Source organism: Labilibaculum euxinicum, from assembly GCF_963678175.1.
Lineage (GTDB): Bacteria > Bacteroidota > Bacteroidia > Bacteroidales > Marinifilaceae > Labilibaculum > Labilibaculum euxinus.
This window is the reverse complement of the sequence record NZ_OY782756.1, coordinates 3,776,142-3,802,016: the sequence shown is the minus strand read 5'-3', so window position 1 is coordinate 3,802,016 and position 25,875 is coordinate 3,776,142. Positions and strand designations below refer to the sequence as shown.

The following is a 25,875-nucleotide window of genomic DNA, read 5'->3' as shown; positions in this document are numbered from 1 at the left end:
TTACTTTTGCCAGCCTAAAGAGATAGAACATGAATGACAAGGCACAAAACGAATTGGAAAGATATCGCGAACTAAGAAATGAAGTAAGCGAATTGAGTGAGAAGTTAGCCAACTTGCATAAAGATGAAATGGCTTGCAAAAAAGGTTGTTCGGAGTGTTGTATGCATTTTTCAGTTTTACCGGTGGAGTATTTCAGCATCTTGCAGGAATTGAAGGCAAATCCGCCAAAAGAGTATCAGGAACTGGATGAAGAAGCTGACGACTGCAATTTCCTGATTAATGATTTGTGTCAAATCTACCAATCCAGACCTTTTATTTGCCGCACACACGGACTGCCTTTGTTATTTATGAGTCCCGAAGGCGATGACTGGGAATTATCAACTTGTCCGCTTAATTTTACCAATTTTGAGGATTTTCACAGCGAGAATACATTTCTGCAGGACACCTACAACAGTAAACTATTCTTAATCAATCGGGAATTTGTTAAGAATTATGAAGCTGAAAAGTTTGGTGATTTTGACATGATTTCTATGAATTGTTTGGTTGAGGATTTGAACAAACAGAACCTGTCTGGTTTTTAATCAACAACAATCATTTTCTTTGCGGAGTTGCTTTTTCTGCGCCGGGAAAACAAAAAGTGCCGCCGATAACTGTAGCTGTTTGCTCAAGGATCGGAACACTCAATTTAGGAAAAATGGATTCTCTCAGATTGATCACAACATTTTCATTGGAAGTCCGATTGCCGCGAAATAGGTTCGACGGGGTGAGAGTATTTGGATTCTCCTTTAAAACAGGTTCTTCAAGATCAGAGAATGTGCTGACCAAAGAGTCACAAATCAATAAATTGGTAATAAAGCCAAAGTCTCCTCCGTCTTTTAGTAAGCCTAAATTATATTTAGGTGTCACTGCAAAGTGATATCCTTTATTTTTTGGGTTCGTATTTTTGACTGCATCTGCAATCGGAAATCCATTGTACCATCCTGTATTTGATTCAAATTCCCATTTTTTAGGAAGGATATTGAACATCGTAACTCCGTAATATTCCATTCCCAGTATTCCATTTTCCATCGTTCCCGCATTGAATGGGAGAAGAAGCGATGTTATCGAATCAGGCAAGCAGTATAAAATACTGTCGGTTGTTGTTTCATTGTAGGTAATAATTTGCACATTGATTGGGTTTGGATTGTTTATTTTTATCTCAATTTTTATCGATTTTCGATTATTTTTCAGCTCTGTTCTCAGTTGATCAATTGAGTTTGAGATTGTATAGGCAACCTGATATGATTCTGAAATAGTACCGGTATTTGGATTTATTGTTTTCATTCCACCATTTGCGTTTGACGGATTACAGGTATTCTCTGTAAGTTGATATAATGCCCATCGACCTTGAGGAATGGAATCACTTAGTTGTTCCGTTTCGCCTGTATTATAATATATTTTCTTTAGCAGATTGGAATAAGCGTTTGGAAATCCGCCTGCATGGGATAGTGATGCTAAATATTTTGAATCTTCTGATGGTTGTACCCGTGCACTTACATAGTTGAATGTTCCTTCATTGAATATTCCATTCATATTTTGGTAGTACCATTTTAAACTACCTTGTGACGGGTATTGAATAAGAGTTATCTGTTCCTGATAGAAGGAAGCAATTCCTTTGTTTATTGCATCCGTAAGAATAGGGTAAAGCGATTCTGATACCTGATGTAGTGTTGTATCCGTATCATTTTTTGTATTGTTACACTGAGCAATTTCATATGTGTCCGTTTGAAATGAAAGAGCAACAGATGCCAGAAGGGGAAGTAAAAGTATTCTTACTATAGATTTAGTCATCTCAAATATTCTTTTTACAATATGGATAGAATCTATGTAATATGTGAAGACCCGCTGAAAAGCAGGTCTTCTATAGTATTACCTGCATAGTGGAAACAGGTATTTGTTACAACAGCTGATTAAGCACCTGGATTTGTAATTGCACCTCCAATAGCATATGCACTTTGCTGCAGTTCAGGAACACTAACAATTGCATCCGAAGCAGAGAATGTAACTTTAAATGAACTGTTGTCAGAACTTTCTTTGAAAGAGCTTTTGTAAACTCCTTGACTAAAGCTTCCTAGTTTAATAAAACCAAAAAGTGTCAGATTTCCCGATGCATGTTCTTCCCAACTTTCTTTGAATTTTCTGAAATTTGCATTTCGATATGTGATTTCAACGGTTGGGTAGTTAGCAATTAAAAGGTTGTTTAGCATACCAAAGTTTCCACCATTTTTAAAAGTGTCCATATTGAAGGGCGGTTTAATCACAAACTTAAATCCGCTAATATCCTTTTCTGCGTTAACTACAGCTTGAGAAATTGGATCAGCATAATACCATCCTTTTTCAGTAGCTTGCTGCCATGCTGTAGGACCCATTGGTATCATTGCATATCCTTCCCACTTCATTGAAACGGAACAATCAGTACTTGTTCCTTCAGCTTTCGACATGTCGTATGAACCTCCACCTGAGATTCCGAATTTCAACCAGGAACCAACACTAAATCCAGCCTGACCTTCAATATGTACATTCATTTCGCTTCCTGAAGCTGAATGTGTTTCCATTTTAATTTCAATGGTACGGCCTTTGTTTTGCAGGTCGTTTGAAATCTCCTGTTTTGATTTGTTGATACTATACCCAACATTAAATTTGTCAGAAATTACTCCGGTATTAGGATTTACCGTTTTAATTCCTCCATTTTTTTTATCTGGAAACTCAGTGCAATCTTTTAATGATGTAAGTATCCACGAGCCGTTTTGCAGTGCATCTTGCAAAGCATTTACCGGACTCATAATATTTAGATAGATAGAAACGTCTGAAATTACCTGATCACTTGATGCAGGGCGGTTAGGCAATAATTTTTTTAAGTTTCTGGCCTCAGTCATTTGAGTATAGCTGATTGGGCTTTCGCCTGCAGCTTCTTTTCCACTCCAAACACTACCAAAAATATAACCAATAATGTAGTCCAGTTTGGTTTTCACCTTCACTTTTTCCATCTCTTCAGCAGAGATGTTACCGTAACAAGTTTGGTAATCAGAAACGACTGTTCCTCCCTGTGTCGAAGCATTTTTTGTTGCTTGATCCAACCGTCCTTGATCTTTGGTGTTCAGCGAGTACATTATTGAATTCAATATTTGAATATAAGCGTTTGGAAAACTTCCTGGTGATCCAAGTTTAGCAGTATTTGTAATATCCCCGGGAGCTACGACTGAATTAATGTAATTGTAGGTTGATTCGTTAAAGTCGTTATTCATGTTTTGCCAGTTCCATAAAAAATCTCCTTGAGAAGGATACTGAATTGGATACAATGGTGATTTAAAAATTGAAGCTACCGCATCCTGGGCTTTTTTTTGCAATTCTGCGTAGAATTCATCTCCACCGGTTTGGCTGTTTGCAACTAGTGTGGCAACATTCTCCATTTCTTTTGTTGAGTTTTTCATAAAATTGTCTTTTTTTTATTTTTTTTGATGTTACAGATGGATCTTATTATCCATAACATGCCACAGAGTTTCTGCGGACTTTGTTTAATCTGTTTTAAATGATTTGGAATCGATGATTTAATTGTCCAGATCATTTGAATTTTATGTATACCATAAATTGATAACATTAAATTGTATTGGTGTAATAAAAATGTAATTTGATGTTAAAAATTAATTCGTTCGTCACTATCTATCGGTAAATATTCTTAAAAAGCATTTATGAAAAAAAAATATATGAGTGAAGTGCCAAGAATATTTAGTGGGGAGTATAAAAAATTGAGTAAAGCGAATTGTTGGATAGTATTTTTTTTGATATTCAAAGTTTTGCACGAAAATTCAATGACGACTTCGATTTATAAATCCGTTAAGGCCAGAAAAATTTAAGGCTATTCTTTTTTGAGAAGAAAAATGTAATATTGAACTAAAACATTGTCCTGGCTTTTTGCCGGGATTTGTTTGAATATAATTTCATTGCAGGGTAGTTTTGAGATAAAACCAATGTTGCTGAAAATAAAAAATTTTGGAATTAAGCCAAATTCTGTTGTAACTTACAGAGGTAGTGGCTTAATTATTAAAATTTCAGATAATGGCAGAAACGAAAAATAATCCAGCAAATGATTTATTAAAAAAAGAGATTCTTAACATTGCTTTAGAAATTTTTGTGCGGGATGGCTATTTCTCGACAACAGGTGCTATGATTGCCGGTGAAGTTGGTATTAGTGAGGAAAAGTTATTTTCTCTGTTTGAAACGAAGGAGAATTTGCTTCACACAATTGTTGCTGAGGCAGTACATCTAATATTTGATGGAGTAGATCCAAATCAGGATGGTAAATTGCAGGAGGTTGAATTACTGTTTTTTATTAACGATTATTTTGATTCTGTTGAAAAAAATCTTGATTTCTTTCGCCTTTTTTATTCTTTGAGACTTCAGCCGGGGGTGGTTGACCGGTACAAACATGAATTGCACGAAATCGTAAGTCCGAAATTAAATATAATTAGAAAATATTTTAGTAAAGAAGGTACTGAAAACCCCAAGATGGAAACGCGTTTTCTTGCCTCGATGCTCGATGGAATTGCGATGAATTTTGTTTTGGAACCTGATGGGTATCCAATTGATGAAATGCAGCAGAAAGTTTTGAATATGTACATTAAAAAAACCGAATACGAAGATTAGATTTTATTCAATCTGAGATTATAAATAAAAAAGAATCCGGTTCATATCGTGAACCGGATTCTTTATGTTTTTGCAAATCTGCTAAAGACAAATTGCCTTTAGTCAAGAATTTATAAATTATTTTAAACCGCGTTTGATTAATAAAGCATCAATATTTGGTTCAGCACCTCTGAATCGTTTATACAATTTCATTGGATCTTCAGTACCACCTTTGGCTAGGACGTTATTACGGAAAGCTGCAGCAGTTTCTTTGTTGAATAAACCAGTTTCCTTGAACGCCTGAAAAGCATCCGAATCCAATACTCCAGCCCAGATGTAAGCGTAGTATCCTGAAGAGTATCCACCGCTAAAAATGTGAGCAAAGTAAGTAGAACGATATCTTGAATAGATTTCAGGAATCAAGCCAATTGATTTCAGGTAATCATCTTCAAATTTTGTAACATCGATATCCTGAACTTCAGATAAAGTATGATATTTCATATCCAACAACGAAGCAGCAAGGTATTCAACAGTAGCAAATCCTTGATTAAATTTACCGGCATCCTGAACTTTTTTAACCAATTCAACAGGAATTACCTCTCCGGTTTGGTAATGTTTGGCATACAATGCCAACATTTCAGGCTCTAAACACCAGTTTTCCATTACCTGCGATGGCAGCTCAACAAAATCGCGTGATACTGCAGTACCGGAAAGAGTGTTGTATTTGCATCTTGAAAGGAATCCGTGCAAAGCGTGGCCAAATTCATGGAATAAAGTTTCCACTTCATCAACACTTAGCAAAGCTGGCTGATCGCCTACAGGCTTGGTAAAGTTACATACGTTGCAGATAATTGGAGTGATTGCATTTTCTGTTTGCCAACCTGATTGTTTGCGGAAGCTGTTCATCCATGCACCACCACGCTTCGAAGCTCTGGGGAAATAATCTAAATAGAATATTCCAATATGAGTTCCATCTGCTTCCTGCAGTTCCCAGGTCTGAACATCCTTATTATATTTTGAGATATCATTTCTTTCGATGAAATTGATTCCATAAAGGCGGTGAGCCAATTCGAAAGCACCATCGCGAACGTTGTTAATTTCGAAATATGGACGAAGTTCAGACTCATCTAAATTGTATTTCGCTTTCTTTACTTTCTCAGCATAGTACCACCAGTCGTAAGATGCCAGTTTGAATTTACCACCTTCTTTGTCAATCACTTTTTGCATTTCAGCAGCTTCCAGTTTTGCATTTGGAAGTGCAGCATCCCATAGTTTATTCAATAATTCGAATACTTTCTCAGGAGTTTTTGCCATATTCTCGGCAAGAATATAATCTGCATGACTCTTAAATCCAAATAATTGAGCTCTTTCTACTCTTAGGTTAGCAATTTCTGACAATACTTTTTTGTTGTCGAACTCATTGTCGTTATTACAACGGTTCACATAACCCATGTAGATTTTTTTTCTTAATTCGCGATTATCTGCGTACTGAAGAAAAGGAAGCATACTTGGCTTGTCTAAAGTGAAAGCCCATTTTCCTTCTTCTCCTTTTGCAGTTGCGGTTTCAGCGGCAGCTGCTTTAACAGATTCCGGAAGACCAGCTAAATCATCTTCATTATCAATAAGCAATACAAATGCATTGTTTTCTGCCAATTGGTTCTCTCCAAACTGTAGAGTTAATAATGATAATTTTTCATCGATTGCACGAAGTTTTGCTTTTTTACCGGCATCTAAATCAGCACCACCACGAACAAATCCTTTGTATGTTTTCTCTAGAAGAGTATTTGCTTCAACGTCTAAGTTTAATGCATTTTTTTGCTCATAAACAGCTTTAACTCTTTTAAACAAATTTTCGTTTAGGTCGATATCAGCACCATATTTTGTCAATTCAGGAGCCAATCTTTTCGAAAGAGCCTGAATGGAATCATTGGTATCTGAACCAGAAAGATTAAAAAACACATTGCTGACTTTAGTCAACAATTGTCCGGCTTTATCCATTGCTTCGATCGTATTTTCGAAAGTTGGTGCTTCAGTATTGTTGGCAATAGCATCAATTTCTGCACGGCCCTGCTTCATGCCTTCCATGAAAGCCGGCTCGAAGTGCTCAAATTTAATTAAATCAAATGGAGCTGTTTGGTGAGGAGTGTTGTAGTCTGCAAAAAACGGATTTTCAGTCTTTTGCTCACTTTTGTTACTATTGCAGGCGGTTAAACCGATACCTGCAACAAGTACATAAAGAAAAGTCTTTTTCACGTTGTTAGGTTTAGTATTAGTACTTATAGAATGTTTGCCTGCCAAATTAGTAAAATCTGACTGGTTTTCCTTATGATTTGTTTAGTTTTCGCAGCATACTTGCTGCAATTTAGAATTAAAATGTTTGGAATGTAAAATGAATAAGGGTAGGTTTTATCCTTTGGATATTGGGAGATAGAAAATCAGGTTTAAACTAATTTTTTTCTGCAATTTTTTTTATTCGAATTCATTTTTTGCTTTCCTGAGTCCCGGTTTGCACTCTTTGGTGAGAAGCTTAAGTAAAATGCGATCCATAAAACGAATAACACAAACGAAGTTGAAGTGAATTTATTTAAATAGAATCCTTTTATTGAGAAAATAATTGCATTTTGAGGATCTTCTTGTAAGTGAAGAATCTGAAATTTTTTTCCAATAGGATATTCAACATTCTCAGGACCTTTTAAGGTAAATTGCTTTTGATTGGCTTCGTAGGCAATAACGGAATAAAAAGAGAGTAACATGCCGGTATTTTCTTCTACTATTTTTATTACAATACCTTCTGTTTTCTCCCCATACACTATAAGTTTCCAATTTGCATAAATGGGAATCAGTAATATTAAAATTGTAATAATAAGAAACCTTGAACCAGAAATCTTCATTGCATGGAGCTATTTATTATCACTAAATATAAGGAAATTTGAACAAAAAAAGAGACTGCCTCTCAATAAGAAAAACAGTCACTTTTTTTGTGTATACTTTCAATCCTTATTCAGGATAATTCAAATTCTCGTCAGTTAGATGCTCTAAAACCTCAGTTTTGAATTTGTTTGATTCCCATTTAGCCATAGGTAAATCGTGGCTCATGTAATTTCCACATTCTATCTTGTTTGTTCCTGGAATTTCGCCGTTAAAATCAGCCATAAAATCAAACATTTCCTGAGTTACCTTTACGATATCTTTTGATTCCAAATCGCCGTTGAAAATTGCATAAAAGCCGGTTCGACATCCCATTGGGCCAAAATAAATTGTACGGTCTGCCCATTCTTTATGGTTTCTTAAAAAGGTAGCACCCAAATGTTCCATGGTGTGCATTGCCGGAATATCCATTGCCGGTTCCTGATTTGGCAATTTGGTTCGGATATCGAAACTTGTTAATGTTTCTGCTCCAACTTTATCCTTACGGGATACATAAATCCCTCTTTTCAATTTATTGTGGTCTACTGTAAAGCTCTGTATCTTTTCCATTTTTTCTTTTTTTATTTCTGATTTCCTAACTCACGTACCATTTCTGTCACCATTTTGGCTGAATTTACGGCAGCTATTTCAACAAATTCCTGATATTCCATTGCATTCTCTTGTCCTGCAATATCCGAAATAGATCGGATAACCACAAATGGAATATCGAACTGGTAACAGGTTTGTGCAATTGCTGCACCTTCCATTTCAACAGCTTCGGCTGCAGGGAATAAAGTTTTTATCTTGTTGGTTGCTTCTGCATTATTCATGAATTGATCACCAGTTAGAATAGTTGCTTTTTTTGTCTGTAAATCGGTTAATTGGTGAACCGATTTATCGGCCAAAGAAATTAATTTCTCATTGGCAGCAAAACTTGCCGGCATTCCGGGAACTTGTCCTGTTTTATAACCAAAAACAGTGCAATCCATATCATGATGAATAACCTCTTCGGATATTACAATGTCTCCAACTTTTAAATCACCGGGAAAACCTCCCGCAGCACCTGTATTAATAATATAATCAGGTTTAAAGTTGTCGATGAGTAAAGTGGCCCCGATAGCTGCATTTACTTTTCCAATTCCCGATTGAAGCAAAACAATTTCAACATTGTTTAAAGTACCCGTATAGAAGACAAAAGAGCCCTTTTTCTGTTCTTTTCTGTTGGACAATTGATCGCGAAGTTTAACTACTTCGACTTCCATTGCACCTATAATTCCTATTTTCATTTTTTGTGTATCAAGTAGTAAGTATCAAGTACAGAGTACAAAGATAATATTGCTGTTTTAAGTAAGTGGGCAAAGTTAAAAAACAATGCAGTTTTAAACGTATTAATCAGAATTTTATTGATCCGTTTTTCTCTTATCCGAAGATAGAACTGTTGATCTGATAGTTTAGAGATTGATATTTTTAATTAACTTCATCATTCAAATAAGAAAAAGTTATTGAATGACCTTAAAACAATTAAAATACGCTTTGGCCTTAGGCCGTTTGGGAAGTTACATCGGTGTTGCCAAATCTATGGGAGTATCGCAGCCGGCTGTTAGTTTGCAGATACAGGCTTTAGAGGATGAGTTGGGTATTATTCTTTTCGATCGGTCGACCAAAAATGTGGAACCGACCTTAAATGGAATTGCTTTTTTGGAAAAAGCACAACTTTTGGTGACAGAATCGAAGCAACTTGAAGATTTTGCCATTCAATTGTCTGAAGAAATTCAGGGAGAGGTTTGCCTGGGCGTTATTCCAACCTTATCGCCATTTCTTGTGCCTTTGTTTATCGATGAGTTGAATAAAAAGTATCCCAGGATTAAAATAAGGATTCAGGAGGCAATTACCGAAGATATTTTGCGGGGAATTAAAACCGGAACTTTTCATGGTGGAATCATCTCAACACCAATTGAATTGAAAAGTAATTTGGATTTGGCTCCCTTATTTTACGAGCGATTTTATTTGTATGTGTCAGATAAACATGAGTTGTTTGCTCAGGATAAAATAGACATTAGTAAATTGGATTTTTTGGATGTTTGGTTGCTAAGAGAAGGGAATTGCTTTATGGATCAGGTGACTAATATTTGCAGTATTCAATCGAATCAGAACGGAAATTTTGTTTATGAGAGCAATAATATAGATGCACTTCGAAGAATTGTTGAATACAAAGGAGGAATTACTTTTTTGCCGGAACTTTCTACTTTGATGATTCCTTCGGAGCAGGAGGAAATGATAAAGGAGATTAAAGGGAGGAAGAAGGTGAGAGAGGTGACTATGGTTTCATTAAAAACAGAAGTGAGACGAAATCTGTTAAATGTAATTAATCAGGTTATTAAAGATAGTGTTCCTTCGCAAATGCTTAGTGGAGAAGATAAGGAAATTGTAAAAACTAATTTTATAGAAAAATGATTGCTAAAACTAACGGGACACCGTATTATGCTGTTATATTTTCATCAATAAAAACAACGGCTGATAATGGCTATTCAGAAATGGCTGAATCTATGATGGAATTGGCCAAAAGACAAGCAGGATTTTTAGGTGTTGAATCAGCAAGGGAGGAGACTGGAATAACGGTTTCTTATTGGGAGAGTTTAGATGCAATTAAAAAATGGCAGGCACATCCCGCTCATCAAATTGCTCAGGAAAGAGGCAAAGAGAATTGGTACGAAAAATATGCTGTTCGAATCTGTAAGGTGGAATCGGATTATTTTTTCGAGAAATAGTGTTTCGGATTCATAAATGTAACCCAAATCCCTAAAGGGGATTTAGGGGTGAATGCTGTAAAACGAGCCTTATTTCTTCGAAAACAAGCCTACTACCCAAATAAGAACAATAGCTCCTACTGTTGCAGATATAAGCAAACCAAAGAATCCATTTAAATGTATCCCAAAAATACCAAAGATTGTACCTCCTATAAAGGAACCAATAACACCTAAAATCAGGTTGATTATCATGCCATAACCACGACCTTTTAATAAAATGCTCGCAATCCATCCGGCTACAAGTCCAATTAGTAAAAAAATAAGATAGTTCATGTGTTGAGAATTAGTGCCTTATTAAATTACTAAAATTTCTTAAAACAAAAACAATCTTTTTATTATTGATTACTTGTCTTGCATTGCAATGGATTTTTGAATGGATAAGAATAATTATTAACTTCATTTTTGCAATGAAAATGGAATATTCAAAGCTGAAATTTTATGGAAAATATGATAGAAACAAAGAGTCGTCAAGATTTATTGGTGACTAAAACACCGATATTGAACCAAGGGAATCCGGAAGAAAAAAGAAAAGAGATTCTCAACTATTTTAGAAAGACATGGGAATTGGATGAACTCCTATACGATTGCTTAAACGGACAAGAGGCATTTTTACACCGGGCTGATCCATTGCGCCATCCTCTGGCTTTTTATTTTGGACATACAGCCACCTTTTTCGTAAATAAATTGATATTGGCAGGAATCATCACCGATAGATTAAATCCTAAATTTGAATCGATGTTTGCTGTGGGAGTGGACGAAATGTCGTGGGATGATTTGAATGACAAACATTACGAATGGCCAACGATGCAGGAAACTCTGGCATATCGTAATGAAGCAAAGAAGATGATTGAGAAGCTGATTTTAGAGCTTCCGCTGAAAATTCCTATCAATTGGGAAAGTCAGTTTTGGGTAATAATGATGGGAATAGAGCATCAGCGAATTCATATCGAAACATCATCGGTACTGATTCGTCAGTTGCCCATCCATTTGATAAAACCCAATTTGCTGTTTAAGATTTGTAAGGAATGGGGAAATGCTCCGGTCAATGAATTGTTAAAAGTGAAATCGGGAAAGGTAAGAATAGGAAAAGGCAAGGACAATGCTTTGTATGGCTGGGACAATGAGTTTGGAGAATTCCAGTCTAAAATTAAATCATTTCATGCATCTAAGTTTTTGGTTTCGAATGAGGAGTTTAAGGGTTTTGTTGACGATGATGGATACAAAACAGAAAAATGGTGGACGGAAGAAGGCTGGGGCTGGGTGACTTATAAAAAATGTGAGCATCCTTTGTGGTGGCTGAAAGAAGGAAGTGTATGGAAGTTTCGTACCATGCTCGAGATGATTGAAATGCCTTGGAATTGGCCTGTTGAGGTAAATTATCTGGAAGCAAAGGCTTTCTGTAACTGGAAATCTGCGAAGACAGGCAAAACTTTGCGCCTGCCAACCGAGGCAGAGTATTATCGCTTACGAGATTCATTAAAAATAGCAGATCAACCTGAATGGGAAACGGCTCCCGGGAATATTAATTTGGAGCATTACGCTTCATCCTGTCCTGTGGATAAATTTGAAACCGATGGTTTTTATGATGTAATTGGGAATGTTTGGCAATGGACAGAGATGCCTATTTCAGGTTTGGATGGTTTTGAGATTCATCCGTTTTACGATGATTTTTCAACGCCAACTTTTGATGCCAAGCACAATCTGATTAAAGGTGGTTCCTGGATATCGACAGGAAATCTGGCCATTCGCGATTCCCGTTATGCTTTTCGGCGTCATTTTTTTCAACATGCTGGTTTTCGGTACATTGAATCAGATCAGGAGGTGCTAATTGAAACAGATTACTATGAAACGGATGGTTTAGTATCGCAATATTGTGAATTCCAGTATGGAAAGGAATATTTTGGTGTGAAAGATTATTCTAAAACTTGTCTTGCTTTTATCGAAGATCACTTAAAAAACCTGAAAAAAGGAAATGCATTGGATATAGGATGTGCAACGGGCAGAACGACTTTCGAGTTGGCAAAATATTTTGATAAGGTAACAGGTTTGGATTTTTCAGCTCGTTTCATTCGCATTGGAACTCAGTTGAAAGAAACTGGAAAACTAAAGTATATCCGACAGGAAGAAGGGAAGCTAACAAGTTATCAGGAAATTAAATTAGATGATTGCGGTTTGGATTCTGTTCGTGATAAAGTTGAATTTTTTCAGGCAGATGCCTGCAATTTAAAACCCATTTATACCGGATACGATTTGGTGTTTGCAGGCAATTTAATCGATAGACTGTACGATCCAATTCAATTTCTGCAAGAGATTCATTTGCGGATTAATGATGGTGGAATTTTGGTTATCACTTCGCCCTATACTTGGCTGGAAGAATTTACCGAGGCTGATAAATGGGTAGGAGGATACCGAAAAGATGGCGAACCTTTTACATCATTTGATGGTTTAAAGGACATTTTGAGGGAACATTTCGATTTGTTGGATGAGCCCAAGGATGTTCCTTTTGTAATTCGCGAAACGTCACGGAAATTTCAGCATACCATATCGCAGATGACGGTTTGGAGAAAGAAATAATTCATGAAAACAAAAGAACCGCATTACACAATTGCGGTTCTTTTTTGTTAGTTTCGGTTAAAATTGGAATGAAACACCAGCATTAAAACCAATCCATACAAACAATTTGTTTTTACTGCTTGTATGATCGTAGATCGTGTGGGGAATGTCTATTGTTCCATATTGTTCACCAACTTTCTTATTGGTTATGTAAGCATTAAGGGTAGGGCCGGCAAAGAGGGAACATTGAGGAGTAAAGTGAAAATGAAAATTGGTTTGCAAGCTGTTTAAAAGATTTAATTCACTCCAGTCGTTATCGTATACCAATTGGTTTGATGTTGCTTCAATGGATAACTTGTATCTTTGACCAATGGGGAGTAAACTTCCAAATCCGGTGCCGTATTTAAAAAGATCTTTGCCCTTGTATCGATCAAATCCAACTGTAAATAGGGTATAGAAATGCTCAACACCCATTTTGTAGTTTAAATTAGCGTGAATAACATCATTGGTAGAAATTTCAAGCGCATAATAACCTCCTTTTACAATAGAGAAAAGGCCTATTGGTGTGCCGCTTTCAAGGCTGTCGACAAGATTAAAAACACCTATTTGACTTCCTTTTAGGATTTTTGCATAGTTGAAAGTTCCTATTTGCACACCATTTAATTTGTTTTTGGTGATGTTTGCCGTGGACAACTGAAATCCCTTGGCATTTTCTTTTGTGATATTGGCAACACCGGATATCATTACTCCATTTGAATTCCTGGAATTAATATTGCTTACACCAGAAAGCTGAAATCCTTTTGCATCATCAATTATCAAGTTAGCGACTCCGGCAATTATACAACCATCTGCTTTGTTTCTGGTAACATTAGTAACTCCGGCAAGTTGAAATCCAGTTGTTTTTCCTTTGTTGTAATTCGCTAAGCCGCCAACTTCCATTTTATTTACACCACCATTAATCCCTATCAGTAAGTTAAAGGAATAATCGTTGATGTAGTTGATTGAATTTGTTCCATTGGTTCCGATAGGAGAAACAAAGCCGACTTGATATTTTGTGTGGTTTTGGGCAATAGCCGGGCTTACTAAGCTCAGTATCATGCACGCTAGTACAATTCTTACTTTTGTCATTTCTATAAATTTGATTTTATGATCTTATAGAAGGAGGACAATTGTAGTGGGAGATACCCCTATTTACAATTTCAAAAAATTGATCCTAGGAAAGAAAATAAGAAGAATGCAGAAGTGCATCCATATCTTTTCATGTTTTTTGTGTTGAATCAGATTATAAATGTTTAGAAACTAAGGCCGAATTGCCAGCCAAGCCAATATTTATTTTTAAGTGTTGCAACAGCTTTATCCAGATAATAATTTCCAAAATACATGGTGTTTTTACTGGAGAAATTAATTTTTGAAATCTGATTTTGTTCTTTATCCGGACTACAGAAATTGTAAGATGGACCAGTACTGAGGGTGATGTTTTTATTCAGTTTAATTGTAAGACCCAGCTGAGCCCGGTACAGATCACCGGCAAAAACATCGTAGTCTGAATCAGTGTTAAAAAGGGAGGAACCAGACACATCCAGATTGACTGAAAATTTACGGTTGGGATTGCTTGTACAGCCAATACCATACGCTGCGTTAAGATATTTACCCGCTCCAATTTTTAGAAAACTGTAAAGATTTTTGCCACCCGTTTTGTAGGCTACATTAAAGTAGAACGACTCATCGGTTGAAAGTTCCCATTTGTGGTAGCCGTTTTTAATGATATTCACCAATCCAATCGGAAAACCATTTTCAATAGTGTCGGCAAAATTGATGAGGCCAATTTGTATGCCCCGCAATTTGTCGGTTTGATTGTAGATCCCAGATATTTGCACCCCATTGGTTGTCCCTCTCACCATATTAATTGCCCCCGAAATTTGAAGACCATCTACCGAGTTTGCCTGATTGTAGACACCACCAACCTGCAGATTAATTCGCTCACCACCATGCAGATTAATTCCTCCACTGATTTGTCCGTTCCAACCTCTGTAGGGGATGCTGTCCAATGATTTTGCTGCAGCAGAATTTATGGCTCCACTCATTTGAAGGCCTTTTATATCTCCTTTTACTCTGTTAATTACTCCGGCTAGTTGAACTCCATCCATGTTTCCCAGATTTGTATTGACAACACCGGAAGCCTGAACACCATGCACATCTTCACCCACTACGTTCGCAACACCCGAAATTTGGATCCCATTCATTTCCTGCCGGATGATATTGGCTACGCTTCCAATTTCGAACCCCTCAATATTTGCCGAATATCCGGCGATAATATTCATAGATAATTTGTTTGTAACCAGTCCATTTGTTAATTGATTGGTTCCCCAAGAGGGAATAAATGATACCTGAACAAATCGTACTTCTTTCACATTGAGGTTGTTGGAGATGTAGAGTGCTTTGTTCGTCACCATCAGGTTGACAAAACCAATATCCTGTAACTCTTTATTGGTGTAGGCCCAATTAATTGCTTTGGTTCTGGAATGTAAGTTTTGGGCAAAAGCAGGTTCTGTTTTAAAGATGCTTTGTGCCTGCCATGGTTTAAGAACAATATTTAGCTGCTGTTTTTTACCAGCCTGAACATAGACAATGGTGTCTTTGTATCCTTTGCAGCTAAAGTTAATAGCAGAATTTTGATTGCCTTCTAAGTGCAACAGGTATTTTCCGTTAGGATTGGTAATGAATGAAGCTTGACGATTCACCTCATAAACAATCGCATTTTCAAGAGGGTTTCCATCTGAATCTGTGATCACTCCAGATAAAATCCACATGGTATTGCTCAAACCAGACTTATTTTTCGATTGTAAGATAACATGCGAACCGATCACTTTATAGGTCAATCTTCCTTTAAAAAGCTCATTCAGTATTTCTTCGAGAGATTGATGCTTGCCCTTAATCGAAATCATTTTACTTGGGTCGAGTAACATTGCATCGTAAGAGAAGTTAAAGCCTCCTAGTTTCTCTAGAATAAACATTGTTGTTTCAGTACTTTGATTTGTAACTTTCAGGTTGATCTTCTTTTCCAGAAAGTTTTGAGCCTGTATCTTCATGGTGCAGAGAATACAGGCTATTGTTATTGATAGAATCAGGGTAATTTTATTCATTCTTTTTCGGGTCTGATATTGTAAACGTGTTTTCTTTCCTGCTGTAAGTTAAGTTAAATGTATTTGAGATAACTTTAATCACATTTTCAGCATTTTCATCAATGAATGAAGAAGAGTAGTACAGATTGTTTATTTCAGGATTGTCTGATTTTATAGTGATTTGATAACAGGATTCAAGTACTTTGAATACTTCTTTTAAGGGTTTGTTTCTGAAGGACAATCTCTTATCAACCCAGAAAAAAGCCGAAGAATTGCTTGTCAATCTTATAATAGTATCTTGTTGGCTCGAAATTAAGCCTCCTTCGTTATTGGTTAAAATCATGTGCAAGGTATCGGTTTGAGTTTTATTTGGGCGGAAGAGTTCTACTTTACCGGAATTCACATCCACAAGAATATCTCCGTTTTCTTTCATCTTCACCTGAAAGCTTGTCCCCAATACCTTAACGCCGCCAATACCTGCATTAACAATAAATGGTCTGAGAGTGTCTCTTTTCACAGTAAAGAAAGCTTCACCTTGCAAATTTACAATGCGTTGCTTGGTTTTTGAGGTGTGGTAGCTAATGTGAGCGAACTTATTCAAATAAATTTTTGATCCATCAGGTAAACTATCCTGAATGGTAGATTGGCTGGTGTTGGTCAGTAAGAATTCTTCTGTTTGATTATAATCATCGGAATACCAATTGAAAATACCAAAAAGAATAAGAATGAATGCCGCTGCAGAGCTGATTAAAGCAATTCTAAATCGGGAAAACCGTTGAATAGACGGAGAGAGGTTTTTTTCATGCTGATCCAACCGGGAAGATAGCTTTGTCCACGCTGATTTTTTATTAACCGAAATTGGATGAGGATTTAATTTGCCGCTTTCCAGCCAAATTTGTTCCAATTGATCTAAATGTCTGCGGTTTTCGTCCTTTTCTTCCAGCCAACGAATAACCATGTTTTGCTCTTCCTTGTTGGTTTCACCCAAAAGGAATTTGGCAAGGAATGCATCATTAATATGTAGGTTATCGTTTTTCATGCACAATTAATTTCTCTTAATTGGGTATTGCTTTTATTTAGTGTATTGTTCTTTATAAGTATGACAATTGTAATTGTGTTTAACCCTATTCACCGTTAAAAAAATGATGGAAGAATAGAAGCAGCAACGGGAGATAGTCTGTCAATTCCTTTCGCAAAAATTGCAGGGCTTTTCCCATTTGATTTTCTACTGTTTTAACAGATATCCCCAATTTATCAGCTATTTCTTTGTATTTGAGTTGCTCATATCTGCTTAGAATAAATATTTTCCTTCGTTGTTCCGGTAACAGATCAATACTGCTTCTGATTTTAAGTTCCAATTCGGAAGCATTCATCGGATCATTTTCCAGACGTTCGGAATATTCGATTTCTTGTCGGTTATGTTCTTTGTATTTTTCCCGGATATTGATGTGTTTAATCAGATTTAGACTGGAGTTTCGAACGGCACGGTATAAATAGGATTCCATTGAACTTTCAATGTGAATATCGTGTCGGTGAATCCATAGTTTAAAAAAAACTTCCTGAACAACTTCTTCGGATCCTTCTTCTTCTTTCAGAAAATTATAGGCATAAGAACACAAACGACTGTAATGGGCGTTAAACAAAGTTTCGAAATCTGTTCTGTTAATACATTCCGATCGTATTGTTTCTTCTGTAGTCAATGTTAAGCTAGTTAAGAGCAACAAAGGTAAATGTTTTTTTTATGATGTAAATTAATTAAAGGTCTGATATATAAATAGAATGCCACGCAAGGAACGTTTTTTGCGATTCTTGCGTGGTGTTTATTTGTTTTAGTCTGTTTTATTTAGCCTTAGAAGTAAAGTATATACTGCAAACTAGGCAATAAAGACAGTTGTTCACCATTTTCTATTTTATGAGTTGCTTCATTATATCTTTCCAATATTTTGGCCTTATTATTACTTGCATTTTTAATATCAAATTTGAATTCATGCTGGGTTTTTTTGCGGTTTAGTTTGTAGGAGAACGAAACATCCAGAATAAAAAGATCATCTCCTTGTTTGCTGAATTCACTATTGGCGAGATATACCGTTTCTCCAGCCTTCTGGCTTTTCATCAAATCTACAGGTGTATAATATTGTCCTCCTCTGAATGTTATTTTTCCATTTAAACCAATTCTGTTCTGATCATTTTGTCCAACTTTATACTCTTTTCCAATAAGAAGATTGGCCGCATAATTTCCATTGTATCTTGAATTGCGTTCAATACCATCCAAGGCTGTAAATTTTGATTCGTATAAAGATCCGGTAAGCAAATAGTAAAAATTGTTATGGAAGAACCGCTCCAGACTTAACTCCAAACCGTAGTTTTTACCAGTACCTTTGTTTACAAAATCAAAATCTGCCAAACCCTCTTTTATGTCCTGAAGTACTATTTTACTATTTGGGTCATTTTCAACGGCTACGTCATATAAATCCTGATAATAGGCCTCTGCTTTTAAATGCAGGTTGTGGTTCAGCTGATTGTTATAGCCAAGTACATAGTGTATGGCTTTGCTCATTTTTAAATTTTTGTTTGGCGTGTAGGTATTGTCTTCATTATCATGCAATTGAACGAAATAGGTGGACAGACTCTCTGTTTTGCTATGCATACCAAAGCCAAAGGAAAATGATTGGTTGGATAAAAACTGATACTTCAATCCAACTCTTGGTTCAATGGTGTAATCATTATTCAATTTAAAATAACTTGCATGCACTCCGCTTACTACAGTGAAGTCTGATGTAATTCTGTATTTCCAGTTCACAAAGGATTGGAATAAATGAGACTTACCTTCGGAATTTACATCTGTTGTAAATGCTCCGGTATTTTTAAAGTCGTTAACACTCTTGATGTCAAAACCCAAACGGGTGTATTCAATTCCGGCCTTTACACTGTTTTTAGCATTTAGTTTTGTGTTGAATGTGCTGACATATTTAAAGTAATTGTGTTGATATTTTTCATTTAAGGCAGCAAACATAGTATTGTCATCACCTAAGATTCTTGATTCATTTTGAGTATTGGTTGCTGAGTAGGCTAAAGTGTTTTTCAGGTACGATTTTTTACCAATGGGCAAAAGGTTTGATATTCCAATTACAGTAAGATCTGAATTGACATTGTATTCCCCAAGAGTAATCGTTTCCTCATCATTCTCTTCCTTAGCCAGGATGTTGCTTTTTCCCAAAAGACCAAATAGAGTAAATTTACCAGCTTTTTGGGTAGGGAGTACAATTTTAAACGATCCATCCTGATATTTGGGAACACCATCGAAATCTACCAATCCGATATTATCCAACAGTTCAAGTGAAGAATAGCGATAGTTGGCTAAATAGGAGCCGGAGTAATTCTTTTTTAGAGGACCTTCAACAGTAAAATCGATACCATAAGTGCTAAATCCAAAGGCCTGTTCGTGTTTGGCATTATTTCCCGAACGTAAATTAATATCGAATATTCCGGAATAGGCATTTCCGTATTCTGCAGTGAAGGCACCCGTGAAGAAATCGGAATTGCTCAGCATGCTGCTGTTTAATGCATTAATTGCACCTCCGGTTGATCCTTCGTCGGCAAAATGATTTGGATTTGGTATTTCTATTCCTTCCATTCGCCATTGAATTCCCTTGGGAGAGTTGCCTCGTACAATAATTTCATTTGAGCCCTCACCGTCGCCCGAAACACCGGCATAACCTGATACCATACGGGCAGGGTCGTTCAAAGATCCCGAATACCTGCTGGTTTCTTCAACGGTGAAAGCCTGACCACTTACAGTAGCCATTTTATTCAAAGTTTCGTGTTTGGCTGTTTTCGGATGAACTGTTACCTCTTCGATATGTGTAAGCGATTCGATTAATTCAATTTTCAGAACAACTTCTTTAGCTGAACCTATTTCAATATTTGCGATGGTTTTTGCTTCGTAGCCTAAACAGCTAATGTGTATGGAAATTCGGCCAATAGAGACCTGCTTTAAAATGAAATTGCCATCCATGTCACTCGCCGTTCCCTTAAATGGATTGGAATTTAGAATCACAATATTAGCTCCAATAAGTCCTTGTTTGGTTTCATGATCGATGATGGTTCCCCGAATGGTCTGGGAGTACAGTTTACTATTTGATTGTGCTTTGGATTCCTGATTCCATGCAAGAATCAACAGTAACATTAACAGGTAATTTCTTACTTTCATGATTTTTATTTGGCATTATTATTCTTAAAATCATCAGGAAGACAATTGAAGAAAGAAATACCCCTACTGCGAAACGGAAAAAATGATTTTAATGCAAAAAGTTTTTTTGAGATCCTTTTCAGGTGATTTTAATGACACCCTCCTTTTTTTATTGGTAATGTAGCCACGGTTTAATAGAATAAGATAAAGTAGTCTTTTTATGTTATAAAGTAGGTTTAAATTTTTCGATATAAATGTTTTGTTAGCTAATTTCTGTTTTGTAGATTCGGGAATTGAAACAGATAAATGATCTATTTCAGATAAATACGAAACGAAAATTACAATTTTATGAATTTAAAATTTTACCAGCAAAAAGGATTTAAAGCAACACTTTGTGCTGCCATTATTCTTATTGCAATACCTATTGTAACCGATTTGTACAAAGAATATTTTGTGTCAGAAACCGGGCATTTTAAAATAATGGGTGGTTTAAGTATTATTCTGGCCATTGGCTTGCTTGCAAAATGGAAATTTGTTCGGCACATTGCAGGAATTCTAACAGGATTTATTTTGTTTGCCACAATATTCATGGCTTTTGCAATGGGCCTGAATTACGCTATGGCATATACAGTATTATTCATCACACTGATTGTACTTTTGGTTTTACTGAACTCAAAATCGGTTACTGTTTATATGAATTCAAAGTAAGTTTTATCTAAGAAATAGTATCTATCAAAAAGAAAAATCTCAAACCAATATGAGTAAAACAAAACAAAACTTTCAGCAGTACCAACGCAACAGTATCCTTATTCATGCTGCCTTATTAACTGGTCAGGTGTTTTTCGCATCCTTTGCCGTTTTTATCAATCAAACACAAGGAGCAGTTGTGGCCGGCGATGAAGTGCTGCGCACTATGTTCATGATTATGATACCCTTGTTTTTTCTTGTGACCTACAGTGTTGGCAACTTAGTTTCAAACAAAAAATTAAAGCTGGCAAAAGAGGAGACTGAATTAAAAACTAAAATGGAATCTTATCGGGCAATCAACATTATCAAATATGCGATGCTCGAAGGAACGGCTTTCTGCGCCATTATTACCTATTTACTCACCGGCGAATTGCTTTTGCTGGGTTTTGCTGTTATGATTATGCTGCTGTTCGCAACTTATTACCCAACTAAAGAGAAACTGATGCGGGAATTGGAATTGAATCGCGCAGAGCAAGCAATATTGGAAGATCCTGCTGCAATTGTTGCTGAGGTAGTTCAGCGTTAAAACCTCAAGCAAATCTTTGAAATGGAATAGGTTTTCTCAGTTGGGTAATAATTACAGTAAATTTTAAAAAAAAAGATATTCGAAAAATGTAACTAATAGTTATGCTTGCCAACTAACTATATGTACACAAACTATAAATATGGTGAATAAGGAAAATAAGTTTAATGATATTGTCACGGATAATGGCGAAAGAATTAGGCGGATTTGCAGCTATTACAGTCCCAATCACGAGGATAGGAAAGATATGTATCAGGATATTTTGGTTAATATCTGGAAAAGCCTTGATTCTTTTAGGGGTGACGCATCAATCAACACTTGGATCTATCGGATTGCAGTAAATACTTCTTTGGGTTTTACCGGAAAAGCATTCAAACAAATGCAGATGATTGTAGATGTCGATACTGAAAATCTTTCTCTTCTGTTTGATGAAGGCACAAAGGAAAAGCTCGAGCAGGAAGCTCAGTTGAATCAACTGCAAATTGAGCTAAATCAAATGTCGGTAATCGATAAATCACTGATGTCGCTCATGCTCGAAGGTCTTTCGATGCGGGAAATTGCTGATGTTATTGGCATTACCGAGCCCAATGTAAAAGTGAAGATTCATAGAATTAAAGAGCAGTTAAAATCTAAATTATCAGGAGGCAAGCATGAATAACAGTAAGATTTCACAGGATACAAACGGTATGGGATCGTTTATCGATAAATTAAAAAGAGAAGATAATAATCTTCAGAAAATCTTTAAGATTTTAAAAATAACATACATCGTTCTTTTGATTATTTACATTCCAATCTTCTATTTTGAAATAGAAAAGGGAGGACTTTTTCAAGTTGTTAAGGTCGTATTTATTGCCTTGGGTTTCTCTACATTTTTGTTTGTTTTTGCCTATGCGCAAAAGAAGATAAAAAAAATATCGTACGCCGAACCAACTTTGATCTTATTAAAGAAAACAGAAAAAAGATATAGACCATTCCATCTCTTGGATTTAGCTAGTATTCCCCCAATTCTTTTCTTAGCCATAGGTTTAGGTCTTAGCGAAAAAACATTTTTAGCAACTAAGGAGTTCTTTAGTTCAGATCTAAATTTGAGTACTTATTTGGTAGAAGCGAGGCAGTTTCTGTTTAGTGGAGAGCATTGGTTTAAAATGCTTGCTAAAACTGTAAATGAATTTCCAATGATAATTGTATTTATGGTAACAGGAATGTTAATATTTATTTTTGTAATATCGTTTGTAGCTGGGTATCTCCTTTGGGTATCAAAGTATAAGCCTATTCATGATAATGCTCTCGAGCTTATAAAAGAAATAGAAAACTAACAGCATATCGAATAGCACCAAACCATCTTGTATGTTCTTGTAAGATGGTTTTTCTGTTTTTTTATTATTGCCGGATTAGTGTCATTTTTCCAAAAACATTCGAAACCACCAATAGCGGACCATTTTCCGATTCAAGTGTAAATTCACTGGTAAACAAATTACTCTGATACCGCAGTAGATTGCAATTCTTCAGGTACTCAGCGTTATGATATAATTTTACAAATTGATGGGAATCTTTGCGTCCGGTCTTGTCTCCCGAAATGTATTTCATCGTTATTGAATGATCCGAATCCGACCAGGAAAAAGAGCAGACATCATTTGTTTCTGTATTTCGCCAATCACCATTCATTATAATGTTCATCATTTCTGTTGAGTTCATAGCTGTTTGTTTTAAGATTTTGGGTTACTAAAAGTTACGAAATCTTCAGGGATTTATATCAAAACATTTTTTAGCACGAATGAGGAAAGTTGAATAGTGCAAAAAAAAGCGCAATTCAAATTGCGCCTTTTTCTATTAATTTTCAGGTTTCCAACTCTCCAATTTAATTAAATCGGGAAAGGCTTTGGGTTTATAAATTGATTTTCCTTCAAAAACGCGCAAACATTCCTGAATTCCCTCACTAATACTTGGGTGTGGATGAACGTTTTGCCGAATGTCTTTCAAAGTTCCTTTTTGTGTAATCTGGTATGCAATGGATGTGATTAGGGTAGAAGCCTGCGGCCCTGCAGCACGCATACCCAATATTCGATCCTTACCATCATCGCTTACAATAATTTTCACAAAACCATCGGTAGCGCGCATGGCAATCGCACGGTTTACCAATGAGTTTGAATAGGTTGCAACTTTGTATGGAATACCACATTTTCGGCAGGCTTTCTCATTCAAACCAACAGCCGCAACTTCAGGTTTAAAGAACATTAAGGTCGACATATTTGAGTAGTCCAACGGATATTCTGAATTGCCATACAAAGCTTCAACAATATATCTGCCCTGTAGCTCGGCAACCGAATACAATTGTGCATGCCCCGATACATCACCTGCAGCAAAAATGTTGCACGATTGAAAATTGTCTGTGGCACAAACTTCATTAATATCAAGATAACCACGATTTGTAGTGTTGATTCCAACATTTTCCAGTCCAATATTATTCAGGTTCGGCATTCTTCCAATAGCTACAATAGCCACATCTACCTCTATTACTGTCGAATGTCCATCTTGATAATCCAGTACAACTTCTAAAAAATCCGGACGTTTTCGAATCGTTCTTAAGTTGGCTGTATGGTGTATAATTACACCATTGCTTTCTAAATTTTTCCCAACAAAACTACTCAAATCATCATCTTCATAAGGAATTACCTTATGCTGTCGGTCCAATAAGTGAACTTCCGTTTGGTTGTAATTGGAAAAAATAGTGGCATATTCACAACCAATAATTCCCGAGCCAATAATAATCATTCGTTCCGGAAATTCTTTTAAATCCATTATGCCTTCCGAGTCAATAATTCGCTCATTATCAATCTCAACATCTGGCATTGGTCTGGGGCGGGAACCTGTCGCAATAATAAAATTATCGCCTTTAATCTGCTCTATTTTGTCATTGGAAATTACCTCAACCGTATGTGAATCTATAAATTTTCCCCAGCCGTATTTTAAGGTAATATTTCCGTAAATCTCCGAAGGTTTCGAGTAAGTCTCAATTTGCGACAGCATTTGCAGCTGTTTTTGCTTCGCAGCCTGTATAATGGTTTGCTGAACCTTTTTGTAGTCAACATTTAAACCCGATGCACGATAACCTCTCATTACCGACGACGCTATTGAAAAATCTCTCGATAATTCCCACATTGCCTTTGAAGTTAAAGCACCATTCATAATACCGGCACCTCCTAAATGACTTGCCTCGATGATACAAACCGATTTTTTAAAATCGATGGCACGCATTGCTGCCGAGAAACCTGCCGGTCCACTTCCCAAGACAACAAGGTCGTATTTTTCTATATCCATAAAAACTATTATTTATTGTTCTAATTCGCTGAATTGCAGGCGTGTTATGCTTCGGTAAAATATACTCGTAAAAGGAAGAATTACAGCCATTTTTGTGTTTCCCGCGAAATCAGGTAGAAAGATATAAATAAAAGTGCAAACCCATAAACTTTTATATGTTTTACGGATGGAAAAGTCTTTTTCTTTTGTTTGGGTGTATCCCTTCGGGTCGGGCTATTCGCTAAATCTTTTTTTCGTTCCTCAAAAAAGGATACCGCTGCTATCCCTCACACAATCCTGTTTGTTTAGAGTCACAAGTAACAAAAATTCAAGTGTAAAGGAATAAATTTTTAAGGTAAAAAGTATTCAAATAACATATAATAATCCTTTAATTTTTAAGGAGTTGTTAGTAATTCAATTCTCCATTTTTCAACTTCTGATAAGTATGTTTATACAAAATTTTGTGCAGTAAAAGTCCTTCCTGTAAGTTCTCGTCACTCATCTCGTTTTCATACTCAATAAAATTTGCTGTTTCAAGTAAGTATGCATCATCTCTAAGGTTTTGGTATTCCTGTTCAATTAAATGTATGTCAGCAAATATAAGATAGGGCAGACGACTTAATACTGCCTTTCTCTGATCGTTATATTCATCCAAATCCTTGGCTTTGCTATCCGCAAAATAGAATTCCTGCAAACTATCAACAAACGAATCATCACAACTTTTCATCAGAATAACACGATCTTTTCTTAATCGGAAAAGTTCTGCCGGATCTTCTTCAGGAGCTAAATTTTCTTCTTTTTCAATTCCTCTGGTAATAAACAGATAGGAGAGATGAGCCAGTCCAATATTTTGTTCTTCATCGTCAATCAAATCAAAATGAAGCATCATTATAATTGCCTTTCCCAATTGGGAAATGGCAGTATCATCCCAAAGTAAGAAAGGATCTTTTTTAAGAATCAAATAAATGGCATTCAAGTCTTTATTACAAGCCCTTATTTTTCCGTTTTGCCCTTTCTCAATAGCTTGTAATATTAGCTTTCGAAGCTGTTCTTCTGAAGATGTCATGT

24 protein-coding genes are annotated in these 25,875 nt (G+C 36.1%); 9 read left to right on the top strand and 15 right to left on the bottom strand.

From position 1 onward, the window contains the following. Nucleotides 1-29: 29 nt before the first annotated feature. Entirely contained in the window at nucleotides 30-581 is a 552-nt protein-coding gene (locus ACY0M5_RS15210; protein ID WP_461629720.1) for a YkgJ family cysteine cluster protein, read from the top strand. A 10-nt stretch (nucleotides 582-591) separates the two neighbouring features. Here the strand turns inward: ACY0M5_RS15210 and ACY0M5_RS15205 are convergent, their stop codons facing one another. Then, nucleotides 592-1,830, bottom strand: coding sequence for a hypothetical protein (locus tag ACY0M5_RS15205; RefSeq protein WP_461629719.1), 1,239 nt, complete (start codon nucleotides 1,828-1,830; stop codon nucleotides 592-594). Between the two features lie 119 nt (nucleotides 1,831-1,949). Continuing rightward, nucleotides 1,950-3,470, bottom strand: coding sequence for a hypothetical protein (locus tag ACY0M5_RS15200; RefSeq protein ID WP_124992765.1), 1,521 nt, complete (start codon nucleotides 3,468-3,470; stop codon nucleotides 1,950-1,952). 625 nt (nucleotides 3,471-4,095) lie between these two features. On the opposite strand from ACY0M5_RS15200, the gene ACY0M5_RS15195 reads away from it, so the two are divergent. Continuing rightward, nucleotides 4,096-4,683, top strand: a complete 588-nt coding sequence (locus tag ACY0M5_RS15195; RefSeq protein ID WP_461629718.1) for a TetR/AcrR family transcriptional regulator — start codon at nucleotides 4,096-4,098, stop codon at nucleotides 4,681-4,683. A 117-nt stretch (nucleotides 4,684-4,800) separates the two neighbouring features. On the opposite strand, the gene ACY0M5_RS15190 is transcribed toward ACY0M5_RS15195, so the two are convergent. From ACY0M5_RS15190 to mtnN, 4 genes are all read right to left on the bottom strand, one after another. Then, complete coding sequence (locus tag ACY0M5_RS15190; RefSeq protein ID WP_461629717.1) at nucleotides 4,801-6,915, bottom strand: M3 family metallopeptidase; 2,115 nt, start codon at nucleotides 6,913-6,915, stop codon at nucleotides 4,801-4,803. A gap of 188 nt (nucleotides 6,916-7,103) precedes the next feature. Further along, nucleotides 7,104-7,553, bottom strand: coding sequence for a hypothetical protein (locus ACY0M5_RS15185; protein ID WP_156195953.1), 450 nt, complete (start codon nucleotides 7,551-7,553; stop codon nucleotides 7,104-7,106). A 106-nt stretch (nucleotides 7,554-7,659) separates the two neighbouring features. After that, on the bottom strand, nucleotides 7,660-8,139 hold the full coding sequence (locus tag ACY0M5_RS15180; RefSeq protein ID WP_101307932.1) for an S-ribosylhomocysteine lyase: 480 nt from the start codon (nucleotides 8,137-8,139) through the stop codon (nucleotides 7,660-7,662). An 11-nt stretch (nucleotides 8,140-8,150) separates the two neighbouring features. After that, entirely contained in the window at nucleotides 8,151-8,855 is a 705-nt protein-coding gene (mtnN, locus tag ACY0M5_RS15175) for a 5'-methylthioadenosine/S-adenosylhomocysteine nucleosidase (protein WP_461629716.1), read from the bottom strand. A gap of 220 nt (nucleotides 8,856-9,075) precedes the next feature. Between mtnN and ACY0M5_RS15170 the strand changes: the two genes are divergently transcribed. Both ACY0M5_RS15170 and ACY0M5_RS15165 read left to right on the top strand, forming a co-directional pair. Then, nucleotides 9,076-10,023 (top strand): LysR substrate-binding domain-containing protein, encoded by a 948-nt coding sequence (locus ACY0M5_RS15170; protein WP_461629715.1) that lies wholly within the window; start codon nucleotides 9,076-9,078, stop codon nucleotides 10,021-10,023. Next, a complete protein-coding gene (locus ACY0M5_RS15165) occupies nucleotides 10,020-10,337 on the top strand; it encodes an antibiotic biosynthesis monooxygenase family protein (protein ID WP_124992770.1) in 318 nt (105 codons plus the stop codon). Before ACY0M5_RS15170 ends, ACY0M5_RS15165 begins: the two co-directional genes overlap by 4 nt. Before the next feature lie 69 nt (nucleotides 10,338-10,406). Here the strand turns inward: ACY0M5_RS15165 and ACY0M5_RS15160 are convergent, their stop codons facing one another. Continuing rightward, entirely contained in the window at nucleotides 10,407-10,649 is a 243-nt protein-coding gene (locus ACY0M5_RS15160) for a GlsB/YeaQ/YmgE family stress response membrane protein (protein ID WP_101307928.1), read from the bottom strand. Between the two features lie 165 nt (nucleotides 10,650-10,814). Here ACY0M5_RS15160 and ovoA point away from each other — a divergent pair, with 165 nt between their 5' ends. Then, nucleotides 10,815-12,950 carry a 5-histidylcysteine sulfoxide synthase gene (gene ovoA / locus ACY0M5_RS15155; RefSeq protein WP_124992771.1) on the top strand — a complete coding sequence of 712 codons (2,136 nt, stop codon included), beginning with the start codon at nucleotides 10,815-10,817 and terminating at the stop codon, nucleotides 12,948-12,950. 57 nt (nucleotides 12,951-13,007) lie between these two features. On the opposite strand, the gene ACY0M5_RS15150 is transcribed toward ovoA, so the two are convergent. From ACY0M5_RS15150 to ACY0M5_RS15130, 5 genes are all read right to left on the bottom strand, one after another. Further along, nucleotides 13,008-14,057: an LA_2272 family surface repeat-containing protein gene (locus ACY0M5_RS15150; RefSeq protein WP_461629714.1), complete on the bottom strand. Its 1,050-nt coding sequence runs from the start codon at nucleotides 14,055-14,057 to the stop codon at nucleotides 13,008-13,010. Nucleotides 14,058-14,221: 164 nt separating this feature from the next. Further along, on the bottom strand, nucleotides 14,222-16,072 hold the full coding sequence (locus ACY0M5_RS15145) for a carboxypeptidase-like regulatory domain-containing protein (RefSeq protein WP_461629713.1): 1,851 nt from the start codon (nucleotides 16,070-16,072) through the stop codon (nucleotides 14,222-14,224). Further along, nucleotides 16,065-17,090, bottom strand: a complete 1,026-nt coding sequence (locus tag ACY0M5_RS15140; protein ID WP_461629712.1) for a FecR family protein — start codon at nucleotides 17,088-17,090, stop codon at nucleotides 16,065-16,067. The genes ACY0M5_RS15145 and ACY0M5_RS15140 overlap by 8 nt, the downstream gene beginning before the upstream one ends. Before the next feature lie 85 nt (nucleotides 17,091-17,175). Next, nucleotides 17,176-17,751 (bottom strand): RNA polymerase sigma-70 factor, encoded by a 576-nt coding sequence (locus ACY0M5_RS15135; protein WP_461629711.1) that lies wholly within the window; start codon nucleotides 17,749-17,751, stop codon nucleotides 17,176-17,178. 149 nt (nucleotides 17,752-17,900) lie between these two features. Beyond that, nucleotides 17,901-20,261, bottom strand: a complete 2,361-nt coding sequence (locus ACY0M5_RS15130; protein WP_461629710.1) for a TonB-dependent receptor — start codon at nucleotides 20,259-20,261, stop codon at nucleotides 17,901-17,903. A gap of 327 nt (nucleotides 20,262-20,588) precedes the next feature. On the opposite strand from ACY0M5_RS15130, the gene ACY0M5_RS15125 reads away from it, so the two are divergent. From ACY0M5_RS15125 to ACY0M5_RS15110, 4 genes are all read left to right on the top strand, one after another. Then, nucleotides 20,589-20,948 (top strand): hypothetical protein, encoded by a 360-nt coding sequence (locus ACY0M5_RS15125; RefSeq protein ID WP_101307921.1) that lies wholly within the window; start codon nucleotides 20,589-20,591, stop codon nucleotides 20,946-20,948. Nucleotides 20,949-20,997: 49 nt separating this feature from the next. Further along, nucleotides 20,998-21,513, top strand: a complete 516-nt coding sequence (locus tag ACY0M5_RS15120; protein WP_461629709.1) for a hypothetical protein — start codon at nucleotides 20,998-21,000, stop codon at nucleotides 21,511-21,513. Nucleotides 21,514-21,652: 139 nt separating this feature from the next. Continuing rightward, on the top strand, nucleotides 21,653-22,168 hold the full coding sequence (locus ACY0M5_RS15115) for an RNA polymerase sigma factor (RefSeq protein ID WP_124992778.1): 516 nt from the start codon (nucleotides 21,653-21,655) through the stop codon (nucleotides 22,166-22,168). Then, entirely contained in the window at nucleotides 22,161-22,826 is a 666-nt protein-coding gene (locus ACY0M5_RS15110; RefSeq protein ID WP_461629708.1) for a hypothetical protein, read from the top strand. Before ACY0M5_RS15115 ends, ACY0M5_RS15110 begins: the two co-directional genes overlap by 8 nt. Before the next feature lie 64 nt (nucleotides 22,827-22,890). Here the strand turns inward: ACY0M5_RS15110 and ACY0M5_RS15105 are convergent, their stop codons facing one another. The 3 genes from ACY0M5_RS15105 to ACY0M5_RS15095 form a co-directional block, all read right to left on the bottom strand. Then, on the bottom strand, nucleotides 22,891-23,205 hold the full coding sequence (locus ACY0M5_RS15105; RefSeq protein WP_156195965.1) for a hypothetical protein: 315 nt from the start codon (nucleotides 23,203-23,205) through the stop codon (nucleotides 22,891-22,893). Between the two features lie 135 nt (nucleotides 23,206-23,340). Continuing rightward, nucleotides 23,341-24,828, bottom strand: a complete 1,488-nt coding sequence (locus ACY0M5_RS15100; protein ID WP_461629707.1) for a dihydrolipoyl dehydrogenase family protein — start codon at nucleotides 24,826-24,828, stop codon at nucleotides 23,341-23,343. A gap of 385 nt (nucleotides 24,829-25,213) precedes the next feature. Further along, nucleotides 25,214-25,873, bottom strand: a complete 660-nt coding sequence (locus ACY0M5_RS15095; protein ID WP_124992782.1) for a hypothetical protein — start codon at nucleotides 25,871-25,873, stop codon at nucleotides 25,214-25,216. Nucleotides 25,874-25,875: the final 2 nt, after the last annotated feature.